Annotated in this window: 8 protein-coding genes; 4 read left to right on the forward strand and 4 right to left on the reverse strand. The window is 50.4% G+C overall.

Annotated features, from left to right (window positions below):
• Positions 1-121: 121 nt before the first annotated feature.
• Together K4A83_RS05510 and K4A83_RS05515 are read right to left on the reverse strand one after the other, a co-directional pair.
• Entirely contained in the window at positions 122-3,949 is a 3,828-nt protein-coding gene (locus K4A83_RS05510; RefSeq protein WP_265263442.1) for a CHAT domain-containing protein, read from the reverse strand.
• 78 nt (positions 3,950-4,027) lie between these two features.
• Positions 4,028-6,127 (reverse strand): S8 family serine peptidase, encoded by a 2,100-nt coding sequence (locus tag K4A83_RS05515; protein WP_265263443.1) that lies wholly within the window; start codon positions 6,125-6,127, stop codon positions 4,028-4,030.
• Positions 6,128-6,397: 270 nt separating this feature from the next.
• On the opposite strand from K4A83_RS05515, the gene K4A83_RS05520 reads away from it, so the two are divergent.
• From K4A83_RS05520 to K4A83_RS05535, 4 genes are all read left to right on the forward strand, one after another.
• Positions 6,398-6,973, forward strand: a complete 576-nt coding sequence (locus K4A83_RS05520; RefSeq protein WP_265263444.1) for a hypothetical protein — start codon at positions 6,398-6,400, stop codon at positions 6,971-6,973.
• Positions 6,974-7,599: 626 nt separating this feature from the next.
• Positions 7,600-9,984, forward strand: a complete 2,385-nt coding sequence (locus K4A83_RS05525) for a response regulator (RefSeq protein WP_265263445.1) — start codon at positions 7,600-7,602, stop codon at positions 9,982-9,984.
• A gap of 264 nt (positions 9,985-10,248) precedes the next feature.
• Complete coding sequence (locus tag K4A83_RS05530; RefSeq protein ID WP_265263446.1) at positions 10,249-10,872, forward strand: 4Fe-4S single cluster domain-containing protein; 624 nt, start codon at positions 10,249-10,251, stop codon at positions 10,870-10,872.
• A gap of 123 nt (positions 10,873-10,995) precedes the next feature.
• The gene (locus tag K4A83_RS05535) at positions 10,996-11,967 is read left to right on the forward strand and encodes a GDP-mannose 4,6-dehydratase (protein ID WP_265263447.1); all 972 of its coding nucleotides are present in this window, start codon (positions 10,996-10,998) and stop codon (positions 11,965-11,967) included.
• Here the strand turns inward: K4A83_RS05535 and K4A83_RS05540 are convergent.
• Together K4A83_RS05540 and psbQ are read right to left on the reverse strand one after the other, a co-directional pair.
• On the reverse strand, positions 11,942-13,057 hold the full coding sequence (locus K4A83_RS05540; protein ID WP_265263448.1) for an NAD(P)/FAD-dependent oxidoreductase: 1,116 nt from the start codon (positions 13,055-13,057) through the stop codon (positions 11,942-11,944). The genes K4A83_RS05535 and K4A83_RS05540 overlap by 26 nt on opposite strands.
• Complete coding sequence (psbQ, locus tag K4A83_RS05545) at positions 13,054-13,506, reverse strand: photosystem II protein PsbQ (protein ID WP_265263449.1); 453 nt, start codon at positions 13,504-13,506, stop codon at positions 13,054-13,056. Before psbQ ends, K4A83_RS05540 begins: the two co-directional genes overlap by 4 nt.
• Between the last annotated feature and the right edge of the window lie 33 nt (positions 13,507-13,539).

The following is a 13,539-nucleotide window of genomic DNA, read 5'->3' on the forward strand; positions in this document are numbered from 1 at the left end:
GATAACCTATCCTTAGATGTAGTTTCAAGTCTGACAAGCCTGTTACAAAGTCATAGGGGAGCATGAAAGCCCCCTCTAGGCAAGGGCGGGGATCCTCAACAATCCACGATTGAGGGACAATTCAAGTATTCCCAGAGAGGGTAAAGGCTGCCCAGTAATAAGGATGAGCATAAGGGGTGAGGTCGCCCTTGCCTTGATTTAGGGCTTCTTGGCGTTGACGGGCCGCACTGACTAACTCTTCCGATAGAGATTGGGGATAGGTTTCCAATTCCTGCGCTCTATCTAAGTACCATTGCACTAACTGACGAACGGTTAAATGGCGTAACCATTGTTGGGTTTGTTGGAGGGCGACGGTGGCCCTTTGACTGTGGGCAATGCGTCGGTGAAACTCCACCATAAACAACAGCCGCACGGTGGGATCTAGAGGCCAGAGGGGACGGAGGACGGCTTTCACCCCTTGGCTATTCAAGACAGTAGCAACACCGCCATAGTCGGGGTTCTCTTCTGGGTATCCCGTGACGGGAATCTCGGCAGCCCCCAAGGTGACGAGAGAATAACGGGAGAGGGAGAGGGAAGAGAGTTGGCGCAAGGTAAGCCGCTCCGACCCTTGAAGGACTAGGGTAGATTGGAGGGGATTAACGGTGTTGTAGGTGGTATAGGCGAGGAGGTGTAATAAACCTTGGCCCGAGGCAATAGCATCTAAACATTGCCGTTGACTGATAGAAGTGGGATCTAAACGCTGCATATTCCCCACAATTACGCCCAATAAAGCCGCTTCTAGGCTCGATTGACTAAGGGACTCTCGATTACTCCCAGAAGGCGCTGTAGGGCATTCTAGGCACAGTAGAGGCTGGCTTGAGGTGGGGGCTGTAGTCCCGGGTTCTTCCCCTTTTAACCAAGGATCCGCTAAGTCCTCAGAGGAGGATTCTGGAATCTCGGAGGCTTGTCCCAGTTGTAAACTCGGGAGGGTGGTGATAGTAACCCGCTCCCCAAATAAGGCGGGCAGGGGGAGACGGTGCAAGTCTTGATGGGGAATCAAGATCATTTGGCTAAGGGATTCATCCTCCAATTCCTCCCAAATTTCGGGGATTTGGAGAATGTCTTGGAGGCGTTCTAAACAGGCGGGGAGTTGATCGGCAAAGTGTTCTAAGTCCTGCTGGGCTTCCTGCCACACCCCTAACCACTCTTTGAGATATAGCAACCGTTTCCGGGCGGCGGTGTACTCGTCTACGTTCTCTTGGGTGCGTTCTTTTTGTTGAGGGGTTGTATCGGGTTTACTGGCTTTACGGCGGGGTTCTTCCCCTAGACCCAACAGTTCCAATAACAAATCTAGGGAGGCCTCACTGTCGGCCTTAGCGGATTCTACCCGAGAACGCAGGGAAGGACTCAAGACTACATTTAACACCACATTGGGGGTATGTCCCACCACTACGGGTTCCGGGGCATTGGGTTTTAAAATAAAGGTGGTGAGGGTATTGGGGCTAATATGCCAGTAGACCAGGGCCGTCTGAGGTGGCATGAGGCGCTGCATGGCTTCCCAGTTTAAGCGGTTTTGGCGCAATTCGGGACGGTCTAAGAGCCAAGAGAGAACCCAGTTGCGGCTGGCTTCGGCGGCTTCGAGGGCCTGTTTAAATTCCCCGTTTTGCAGGGCAAGATCCACGGCTAAGGCGTTTAATCCCGCTAGTTTCAAACTCAGTTGCTTTTGCTGTTCTGGGTTGAGGTTGCTACTGGTGAGCAGGTTTTGTTGCAGGGATAAGGCTTTTTGATGAACGGCTTCGGCTTGTTTTAACTGTTCTAAGCAGAGATGGGTTTGAATTTGCTCTTGCCAGAGTTGCAGGGTGAGCAGGGGGAAGGCTTCGGGAGTTAGGACATCTAAGGCTTCGTTACTACAGTTCAAGGCGGTTTGCCATAAACCTTGGGGTTTTTCTTCTTCTAGGGCTTGTTGGTAGTGGGCGAGGGCAATTTGTCGTTGCAGTTGCCCCCAAGCTTCGGGGTATAGGTCCGGGGAAAGGGCGCTTAGACCCCGTTCTAAGTTGGCTAATTGCCCCTCGTAGCCTCGGAGGTTTAAGCGGGGGTCATTCTGCACAACGGGACTCAAGGCCATTAACAATAGGTCGGCTTCTCCGGAACGTTTGGCGGCCCGACTACGCCCTGACCAGATTTCCCACTCTTCTCCAGCGAGTTGTAGGCAACGGTCAAAACAGCCAATGGCTTCCTCGGGACGGTTGAGGGCGAGGAGGGTGAGGGCGCGGCCTTTCCAAGCGAGATCAAAGTTGGGTTCACAGGAGAGGGCGTGGTTATAACTATCGAGGGCTTCGGGGTAGCGTTGCCATTGATAGAGGGTGTTGGCGCGACCGTACCAGGCTTCGGTGAGGGTTTTATTGTGGGCGATCGCCTGATCATAAGACATCAGGGCTTCATCGTTGCGCCCCAAGGTTTGCAGGACATTCGCCCGACTACACCACACGGCCGCAAAGTTGGGATTGACGGCAATCACCCGGTCATAATCGGCGAGCGCCTGTTCCCACAGTCCTAAGTCAGCTTTGGCATCCCCTCGACTCCAGAGGACGGCGTGATCATTGGGGCGTAATTCGAGGGCTTTTTCATAACTGGCGATGGCTTCTTGTTCTCGTCCTAGGGAGGCGAGTGCCAGACCTCGGTTATACCAGATTTCCGGGTCGTCTAATTTCAGCCGCAGGGCCCCGTCATAACTCATGACGGCTTCTTCATACATCCCCCGACTTTTCTGGGCATTCCCCCGACTGGACCAGGCCTTATAAAAGTCTGATTTTAAGTCAATGGCTCGGTCATAACAGGCTACGGCTTCCTCGTAGCGTCCAATGTTGTCTAAACTGTTGCCGCGACTGTACCAAGCTTTATGGAAATCCGGTTTAATTTGTAATACTTGGTCGTAGGAGGCGATCGCTTCTTCATAGCGCCCCAACTCATCCAAAGCCAGACCGCGATTATACCAAGCCTTATGAAAGTCCGGCTTTAAACCAATGGCCCGATCATAGGACTCAATGGCTTCGGAATAGCGACTGAGGTTTTTTAACCCTAACCCCCGATTACCCCAAGCTTGATAATAGTCGGGTTTTAACTCAATGGCTTTTTCCCAGGCCGCGATCGCCTGTTCAAAACTCCCCACCTCGTAAAACTGCACCCCTTGATTAAAGGCAGCCTCGGCGGCATCACTACTCGACACCGGAGGCGGCGAGGTGGCGGGGATGCCTTGGGCGGCATTCCGTTGATTAATTTGCCGCACCAACTCCTGAATAATCTCTTGGGGGTCATTGGACTGTAACCCCAAACGTTGGGCGACCTGTTGCACCAAATTCTCATCCTGTTGTAGCCGCACCAACAATTCATCTAGGGTAATGGTGCGATTGTCCCCTGTGGGGATGGTTTGGGGGTTGAGGGGAGGAATCCCACTGCTGGGGGGAGGAGGTAACACCGTTTCCGGTTCTGAGGAGGGAGGGGGATCCGGTTGGGGGCGATACACTGGGGAATCACTATATTGCCAAGTGTCACTATCTCCTTGACTCTCTCGCGCCACTAACAGGCGACCAATTCCCCCGGCCGTCTCGCCTACTTTTTGGTATTGGGGGAGCGATCGCGTAACTTCACCCAACGCCACCAAACGTCTCGCTAAATCCTGATTTGAGTTAGAAGAAGCCAGAATCTTAGCTCCATAACGTTGTAGCCACTCTACCCATTGTTCGATCGTGCCACGACTTTCGAGGGCTTCAAAAAACCGTTGAACGCGAATCGGTTGCCAACCATGTCCTACCCCTTCCAAGAGTTGGGTAAACAAAAACTCATAATCTTTATCGGTTAGCGGTTGAGTAGATTCCTCCGCCGCTTCCTCGGCTGCCTCCGGCACATCCTCCGGGTGCATATGGGTTTGGGGGTTCAGTTGTTGGGAAAGATTTTTGAGCCACTTTAACATTGTTTCTAGTCCTTTCTCGTTGGGAGACACGACGGGTCGGCCGTGGGTGTTCCTGGGTTAATTATTAATTCAAGGGGATTACAGACGTAAACTAATTTTTAGCCCCCAACTCCACAACTGCCCAGTATCCCCCAGGGCATGATCAATTATCCAGAGTTGCCAATTGCCTCGCCCAGACTGTCCTTTTAGACGCTGGAGAAGGGGAGTATTGAGGGAATTATAAGTGGCGCGTAACATGGTTTGGTTGCCCAGACTGCGATTTTGTAGGAGTAAGGTTTCTCCGCTAGGGGGGAGGAGATAAACTTCCAAATCCCCCAGAAACTGATGTCTGAGTTCTAGTTGCACCTCGACCTGTTCCACCGGTCCGCCTTGATTGAGGGCGATCGCACTGACTACCCCCCTCGGCTCATGATCTGGGATAGTTAGGGGCTGATTTTGTCGCAATTCTACAGTTTGTACCTTGTCCGTCCTCCCTCCTTGGGCCTGTTGTTGTTGGGCGGCTTGCACCGCCCGAAAAGCGTTCACTTTCCCGTAGCCAAACCATTGGGAATGACCTTGTTGATTGTAGGTCCCCAGTTGTAACCCCAGTTGGGGGTCGCGATCGCGGTCTACAATCTTATCGGCGCTATTTTGCAGCAGTTGCTTCACTTGTTGAGCCGTTAGGTTCGGGTTAACCGATAACATCAAAGCCGCCACCCCAGCCACCACTGGGCAAGCACTGGATGTTCCCCCAAAACTACGAGTAAAATCCCCCGCATCATAGCCCAAATCTCCCAGTAAATCTGTGGTAAAAATCCCCCGTCCCGGCAACCAAGTTGTCACTCTCGGGGCCGTTTGCACAAAACCCGTTTTTTGAAACCACATCCCCGGTGGGGCGTTATTACTCGGCGCGCAGACGGAAATATGTTCCCCCCAATTACTATAGGCCGCCTTCTTATTCAAACTGGTTGAAGCTGCCACCGCAATCACATCGGGATGAGCCGCAAAACCACTTAACCAATCTGTAGGCCCATTGAGGAGATTATTCGGCCAATCTCGCTCATAGATTTTCCCCTGTACCGGACGGTTGGCATTGCCAGCCGCAAAGACAATCACGCAGCCCTTGCCCTCTCGCCCTTGGGTTGCCGCTCGGTGCAAGGCCGCCCGTTGTCGCAGAGAGAGGGGAAAATGGACTACGGCGGCCCCCCAACTACAAGAGATCACATCAGCCTTATTTTCCACTGCCCAATTGAACAATTGTTCAATCGACCGATCATCTAAATAACCCGTCGTCCGCAACGGCATGAGGGCGCAATTCGGGGCAACACCGATGATTCCCTTGCCGTTTTCTTCCGCCACCGCAATCCCCGCGCAGGCCGTGCCGTGACTTTCTTGGCGGTTGCCGGGGAGGGGTAAAAAGTCCTGATCTTTGAAGTCGTAGGGGGCGACAATTTTCCCCTTGCCTTGAAAGTCCGGGTGGTTTAGGTCAATAGCATCATCGGCAACGGCCACCACCACTGACCGCACCCCCCGGGTAATATCCCAAGCTCTTTCTATATCAATATGGGAATTAACGGCTAATTGATTCCCCCCTTGGTGGAATAAGTACCACTGTTCGCTGTAATGTTCTTCTTGGGGGCGATAATAGGCCGCCTGTTGCAAGATTACATTAGGTTCGGCCGTGAGGATGTCGGGATGGGCGCTTAAGCGATTAGCCAGCTTGAGGGGGTTTTCTGGGGAGGTGGGGGTGAGGAAATAAATAAAGGTGTTGGGGATGCCGGAGATGGCTTCTTGGCGGTCTAATCCCCAACTATCGGCAATAGCTTGTTGTTCGGTTTCGGTGAGGGAGTCCCGGAATTGTAGGGTTAATTCCCGACTCAAATAGAGCAAGGTTTCAGGACTCTGTTGGAGTTGGTAGACATGACTGGCAAAGGCTACCTCGGGGTGTTGCCGAGCGAGGGCGATTTGTTCCTCCAAAGCTTGGGGGGTAACTTGCACCTCCCATAATTCACTGGGAGGAATCGCTCTCAAACGCCACTGTTGAAAGGCGGCCGGGATTTCTTGGGTCTTGAGCGCGAGGGTAAAGCGATCGCCCACCTTCAGCAAGGGTAGTTCTTCCCCTCCCCGTTGTAAAATTAAGCCAATTTTCGCTTCAACTACCCCACGAGGGGACAATTCCATATCTTCCGGGTTTGTCATACTGTCCCATTCCGAAATATTGATCAACACCCATCAGGTTTGAGAATGACACCCCGTTTAAGGTTATCCTTCTCCACCCCTTCAGCCCAACTCTGAGGAAGTTGTTCCGCGATAATTATAGAACAGACCTGCGAAACCCAGTCTTGCTTACCAAAAGGGCAAGTTCCCCAATTGTTCCAACAGAGTGCTAAAATCGTATGCCAACAGATAGGACGATCGTCCTGTCACGATTGTGTTGTGTTTTGCGGCCTTGGCCTAAGAGGTTATTCAATGCTATTTTTCGGAACGGTTCGCCGCTTCAACCTTCAACTTCTGCTGTGCGCCCTTCTCGCGGGGATGATTCTGCCCACTGCGGCACAAGCTCAAGTCCCTTTAGAAGATGGCGATATTGACCCCAATTTTACGCCCTCCGATGGGTTACGTCCCTTACAACAAACGACCAGTCTTTTGAGTATTCCGGGGGGACAACGGTTATTAGATGAAGCGAGTCAAGCGGTAGGCAACCAAAACTATGATTTAGCCGCCCAAAGACTCCAAGAAGCACGCCAAGTCTTCAACCAATTGTCTAATTTTTATCAACAACTCTCTTCGACTTTTTCGGGGATTGATAACCGGATGTCGGAGTCTCACCGGAGAAATGCCCTCAATACAGCCCAGTTGCGAGATCAGGCGACCTACCAATTAGCCTTAGTCCATCGCGCTCAAAATAAGCCAGATTTGTCTGTGCCGTTGTTGATTCAAATTGTGCGATCGCAAAACCCTACCACTGAATTGGGCAAAAAAGCCTATCAGCAACTGTTTGAACTCGGTTTTGTTGAAACCCCTTTTCCCCGTCCTCCTCAATAGAGTGCATCAGTGACCAAAATTTTGGTATGCAAACCCCGCCCTTTGCTATAGCAGAGGGCGGTTTCAATTTTGTCCCATTGAAAGTTCACTTTATCAGTTACCGATGCCCTATTACCCTGTTGAGTCTAGCGTTGGGTTTTTTCAGCAAGCCCTAAGTACAGAGGTGAGGGAGTGTCAATCAAGTTAAAAACTGTGAATAGAACCGTCCTTTAGGAAAAATTTGTACTATGCTGGAAGACCAGCCCTTGATCAAAGTCCGAAATCATGATCAACTTGCTATTCATCTATCCAAAGCGATCGCCGAGTTTTTAAAACATTGTAAGGGGAAAAAACTATCCCGTAATTATCAAAACATGGTAAGGGAAAGCTTCACACTTTAAAGCCCAGATGTGCTGTGCGACCTAGCTTCCTTAGCTTGGGTCAAAATCCAAAAGATCAGCTATCCTATCTCTGCTCTGTCAGATCCGGTTCAAACAGATCCGGTTCAAACCCTGATTCTCCCGTTTGCTGTGATGACGAAAATCCGTTAACCCAAGCCTATTATAAGCGTTGCAAAGTGGTTTTAACCGGGGGGGATGTCAACACCATGAAACTGCATGAGCTATCCTTTATGTTGTGATCCTATCGTGAAAATTTTAGTAGTTGAAGATGATCCCGTTACCGGGGATTTTCTGACGCGATTATTAACTCAACATCATTATGTGATAGACCGAGCAACAGATGGTCGTATCGGCTTAGATTTAGCCAGTAATACGGACTACGACCTCATTCTGTTAGATTGGTTAATCCCCCATCTCGACGGCTTAACCCTATGTCGTCGTTTGCGTTCGAGTGGCTACCAAAAACCCATCTTACTGTTAACCTCTAAAGCCTCCCATCAGGATGTCGTGGCTGGATTTGAGGCAGGGGCTGATGATTACGTCACCAAACCCTACACCCCCTCAGAACTCCTAGCCCGCATTCGCGCCCTACTCCGACGGGCTGCCCATCCCCTCAACCCCAAAATCCTGCGCTGGGGAGAACTCTGTTGTAATCCCGCCACCGCAGAAATCACCTATCAGAATCAACTGATCTCCTTAACCCATAAAGAATATAACTTATTACAACTCTTCTTAGAAAATCCTCAACGGGTCTATAGTCGTAGTGCCATTATTGATCGGCTGTGGTCAATGGATCACTGTCCTACAGAAAGCGCGGTGACAACGTTAATCAAAGAATTACGGCGCAAATTGCGGGCGGCTGGGTTGCCCATTGATCCCATCGACACCTTATATGGTCTAGGATACCGTTTAAAGCCCCAAGACACCGCCCACCCTGCCCCCAATGTATCCAGCCTCAAAACCGATAAATTAGCCCGCTTAGTGACGGTTTTAAAGCAATATCAGGACAGTTTTCAAGAGCAGGTGCAGCTTTTAGACAAAGCCGCAGAAGCTCTGAAGGACAACACCCTAACCAAGGAGTTACATGAACAGGCCAAAATCAACGCCCACAAATTAGCCGGGAGTCTCGGCACCTTTGGCTATCCGATGGGATCTGAGATAGCCCGGAAACTAGAGGAACTTCTCGACCGAGCAACCCCCTATACAGCCCTCGAATCGGTTTATTTTAGTAATCAGGTTGCCCAGTTAAAACATATTCTCTGTTGTCCTCCTCGTCTTGATGACGAAACCGGACAATTGCCCACCCCCTTAGTGTTAGTGATTGATGACGACCTGAACTTAACCAGTCAGTTGATGCGGGAGGCGACCCAGTGGGGGGTGAGAATTGAAACAGTCCAGACTATTGAGGAGGCGCGACTGTGGTTAAAACAACGATTACCCGATGTAATTTTGCTGGATTTAGTCTTTTCGGAAACTGAGCAAAATGGCTTGCAATTTTTAGATGAATTAACCCATCGTCTGCCCCAGATTCCGGTGCTAATGTTTACGGTACGAGGGGGCTTAGGCGATCGCCTCACCGCCTCCCGTTTAGGGGCAAAAGGCTTTCTCCATAAGCCCATTGCCCTCCCCCAAATCGTCCAAACTATCACGCCCCTCCTCCTTCCCCCCACCAGCACCGATGCTAAGGTGATGATTATGGACGATGATCCCCTCACCCTCAAAACCTTACGCAGTTTATTAGAACCTTGGGGACTGGAAATTACCAGCATTAAGCATCCCGAACGATTCTGGGAGATCCTCACCCAAACCGCCCCAGATTTATTGATTCTCAACTTAGAAATGACCGTTGTGCAGAGTCTGGAACTCTGCCGCGTAGTGCGTCAAGATGCAGAATGGGGGGATTTACCCATTATCGGCATTACAGACCGTTCTCAAGCCCAAGCCATTCAAGAAGTTTTCGCGGCCGGAGTGGATGATTTTATTTGCAAACCCGTAGTTGGACCGGAATTAGTGACTCGTGTTCTCATTCGCATTGAACGGATTCAACTGCAACATCAACTCAAAACCTTACAACACCACGAAAAACAAAAATTACAATATCAAGCCCGCATTGATGGGTTAACCCAAGTTGCCAATCGTCGCCATTTTGAGGAATATTTACAACAAATTTGGTTACAACACCACCGAGAAAAGGAATCCTGTAGTTTACTATTGGGGGATCTAGACTACTTCAAACTTTATAACGACACCTACGGTCATTTAGCCGGAGATCGTTGTTTACAAAACGTTGCCCATCTTCTCAATAGCTCCTTAAATCGCCCCGGTGATTTATTAGCCCGTTATGGTGGGGAAGAATTTGCGATTATATTACCTAAAACTAACTTAACAGGAGCGGTTCGTGTCGCTCAACGCATCCGAGACAAACTGAAAAAAGCAGAGATTCCCCATATAAAATCCCCCGTGTGTGATGCCGCAGGAATTCCCTACAAACAGGTGACAATGAGTTTAGGGGTGAGTAGTGGTATTCCCCAGGGCAATCAGTCTTTAGATCAATGGCTGCACATTGTCGATCAGGCATTATATGAAGCTAAAATACAAGGGCGAGATCGGTTTGTGTGTTTGCCTTTTTGATATACTTCTCTATAGTGGTTCCATTTGAGTTTTGTAGTCCACAAGGTAATAGGGAATAGGGAATGGGGAATAGGGAATGGGGAATAGGGAATAGGGAATAGGGAATGGGGAATGGGGAATAGGGAATGGGGAATAGGGAACCGGGAACATTTGGAAACGCTATATCGCTACATTGGAGTAGAAATCTTAAAAAACTCTAAAGAAAAAGCCAGAAGGTGGCAATTTTAGGGAGAAAGGGAACAAGGCTCTTTAGGTTTTCCTCCCATGACACCATTTACTGATTACGCTTCTCCTACTCCCGTTGAAATTCCAGCCCATCATCTCAACATCATGGGGTATGTGGATGAATCCCAAGTCAATGGTCCGGGAATTCGGGCGGTGGTGTGGGTTCAAGGATGTAAACGAGAATGTCCGGGTTGTTTTAATCCGGCTTCTTGGTCTTTTGAAATTAATCAATTAGTGGCTGTTGAAACCTTAGCTGAACAAATTTTAAAAAATCCCAATAATCAAGGGGTGACGTTTTCGGGGGGTGAGCCTTTTTGGCAAGCTTCGGCATTAGGGGAATTAGCCGAAATCTTGAAGGCTGAAGGCTTAAATGTGATGTCTTTTACGGGGTTTACCTTAGAGGAATTACGCCGGGATGATGCCCCGAAAGGTGCGGATGCGTTGTTAGCCCAGTTAGATATTTTAGTGGATGGACCCTATGTTGAGTCGTTGGCCATTCATTCGCCGGATTCTCCGGTTTCCTCGCGCAATCAACGGATTCACATTTTTAATCCTGCTTTTCAAGATCAAATTACTTGGGCGAGTGATCAGATGGAAATCCACATCTTAAAGGATGGCAGTCGTATTATTACGGGATTTCAAGGACAGTTGGGGTTAATGTGATCTGAGTCCTTCTGGACTCAACCGGATGGGTCGGGAAGGACAAGCACGAACGATGTATCTCTTTTTCGGATAAGCTTGAACTGGCATGAATTGCTAGTTAGTGTCGCTTTCAATCTATCTCCCTTGAAGACAGCCTTAATTTGTGGAATTTCTGGACAAGATGGCGCTTATCTGGCGGATCTCCTTCTACACAAGGATTATCAAGTGTGGGGAACTTCGCGAGATGCTCAAATGTGTTCCTTTGGTAACTTGCAACGGTTGGGACTGCGCGATCGCATTAAAGTCGCCTCGATGTCCCTCAATGACTTTCGCAGCGTCTTGCAAGTCATCAACAAAGTACAACCTGATGAAATCTATAATCTAGCCGGACAAACCTCCGTCGGTCTTTCCTTTGAACTTCCTGTCGAGACAATGGAAAGCATCAACGGAGGCACCTTAAACCTCCTAGAGGCCATTCGCTTTACAGGAGCCGAGATCAAATTCTACAATGCTGGGTCTAGTGAATGTTTTGGCAATACGCCTGATCTTCCTGCCGACGAAATGACTCCCTTTCGGCCTCGGAGTCCTTACGCGGTGGCCAAATCGGCCGCCTTTTGGCAGGTGGCCAACTATCGGGAAGCCTATAATATTTTCGCTTGTTCGGGGATTTTGTTTAATCATGACTCCCCCCTCCGTCCCCAACGCTTTGTAACTCAGAAAATCGTCTCAGCGGCCTATGCCATTGCTCAAGGTCAACAGGATAAACTCCACCTCGGCAATACATCCATTCAACGGGATTGGGGATGGGCTCCGGATTTTGTTGAGTCGATGTATTTGATGTTGCAACACCCGGAACCGGATGATTATGTCGTCTGTACCGGAGAAACCCATAGTCTAGAGGATTTTGTCGCCGAAGTTTTTGCCTGTTTAGGTTTAGATTGGCGAGATCATGTCATTACAGACCAAAGTTTATTCCGTCCCACAGATATCGCGGTCAGTCGTGGTAATCCCCACAAGGCTAAGGAAAAGTTAGGCTGGGTTGCTCGTTATAAGATGAAGGAGGTGGCGCAACAGATGGTTCAAGCGGTGATCAATCAGGAGGGTGAGAACTGTTGATCATCCAATCCCGCACAGCTAGGGCTGTGGCCGGGGCTAGGAGAACCCCATTGCGATAATGTCCCGTTGCTAAGATCACGTTGCTATACCCTTGGAGGGGTTCAATGATGGGGGCTGGGCGACCTTCGGGACGGGGGCGCTGGCCGGACCAGGTGCGGATAATTTTGGCGGTGGCGAGGTCGGGACAAAATTCACTGGCCCGTTGTCGCACTTCTTCTAATAAGAGGGGGTTGGGGACTAATCCCCCTTGATTGTTGGGAAATTCCACCGTTGCCCCTAGCCAGTATTCTGAACCGCCGATGGGGACAATATGCACATCTTCCCCGGTGATGACGGGTTGAAAGGAGTCGCTGAGGGGATGATCTAGTTCTAGATGCAGGGCTTGTCCTAGGACGGGGCGGAGATCCACGGGAGTGGCGAGGGCTTGGGTGAGGGCGGTTGAACCTAACCCGGCTGCTAGGACTAAGCGATCACATTCAAGGGATCCTAGGGTGGTTTGAACGTGGTTGCATTGCCGGGTTTCTGAGCCTTCTGGGGCTGTTGTGGAGAAATTTTGCACTTCAACCCCAAAGTGACAGGTCACGCCGCGATTTTGGGCGGCGGTGAGGAGGGCTTGGGTGAGGGCGGTGGGGTCTAGTTGCAGGTCTTGGGGGGAGTAGATGGCGGCGATCGCACGGGAGGTTTGAATTTGGGGGGTGCGATCGCGCAGTTGAGCGACATCCCACAGTTCCAGAGTCCAGCCCTGACTCGCCCGTTGTTCAATGAGCTTTTGCCAACGGGGGAGTTCTGTGGGGTCAAAACAGAGCATCAAAATCCCCTGATTATTGTGGGGGATGGGTTGCCCCAGTTCTGCGGTCAGTTGGGGGAGCAGGGTGGCGTAGCGTTGAATACTGGTAGCCCGCAATTGCCAGGCCCTGCCTTTGTGTTTCTGGCTAATGGCCCCCATGAGTACGCCGAGGGCGGCGTTGGTAGACCCCGATGCAGGAACAGAACGATCGAACAGGGTAATCTCTAGCCCTGCTACTAAACTTAACTCATAAGCGATCGCCGCTCCGACAATCCCCCCCCCGACAATAACCACTCGACTCATGAATCACTCTGGGTGGGAATCAAGTTAATAAAGGCATCAAAATCCCCCACGGCCCCTTTATACTCAGCCAAAGCGAGTTTATAGGCGCGACCTTGGGCGGCTTCGTCGATACGTTCAAAATGGGCGAATAGTTCTTTCGCCGTGTCTTGCGCTTTGGGTTGATCTTTGGTCAACAGGGCGCGGGTGACAGCGCTGGTGCTGGCTCGTAAGTCTCCCAGGGGACCGTGGATAAAGGAATCAACGTCATTCCAGGCTTTTTGTTCAATCAGTTGTCCTAACTCGGGCATCCGTTCTCTAGCGGCTTTGACGGGGGCTAGATAGGTGGAAATTTGAGCTACTTTCTCGGGGGTATAGGTGGGGGGCGCTTTAGCCACACCGCTCCCACAGGCTACGAGGAAGGAGGTCATCAAGACCAAGAGCAAAGCCAGAATAGACCTTAGCTGTTTCATAATGGTTTGTTGCCTTAAATCGATTTGATATCA

This window comes from Spirulina subsalsa FACHB-351, assembly GCF_026130165.1.
Taxonomy (GTDB): Bacteria; Cyanobacteriota; Cyanobacteriia; order Cyanobacteriales; family Spirulinaceae; genus Spirulina_A; species Spirulina_A subsalsa_A.

Coding starts and splice junctions, on each gene's coding strand:
- K4A83_RS05510 (WP_265263442.1), bottom strand. CDS start 3,949: ATGTTAAAGTGGCTCAAAAATCTTTCCCAACAACTGAACCCCCAAACC.
- K4A83_RS05515 (WP_265263443.1), bottom strand. CDS start 6,127: ATGACAAACCCGGAAGATATGGAATTGTCCCCTCGTGGGGTAGTTGAA.
- K4A83_RS05520 (WP_265263444.1), top strand. CDS start 6,398: ATGCTATTTTTCGGAACGGTTCGCCGCTTCAACCTTCAACTTCTGCTG.
- K4A83_RS05530 (WP_265263446.1), top strand. CDS start 10,249: ATGACACCATTTACTGATTACGCTTCTCCTACTCCCGTTGAAATTCCA.
- K4A83_RS05540 (WP_265263448.1), bottom strand. CDS start 13,057: ATGAGTCGAGTGGTTATTGTCGGGGGGGGGATTGTCGGAGCGGCGATC.
- psbQ (WP_265263449.1), bottom strand. CDS start 13,506: ATGAAACAGCTAAGGTCTATTCTGGCTTTGCTCTTGGTCTTGATGACC.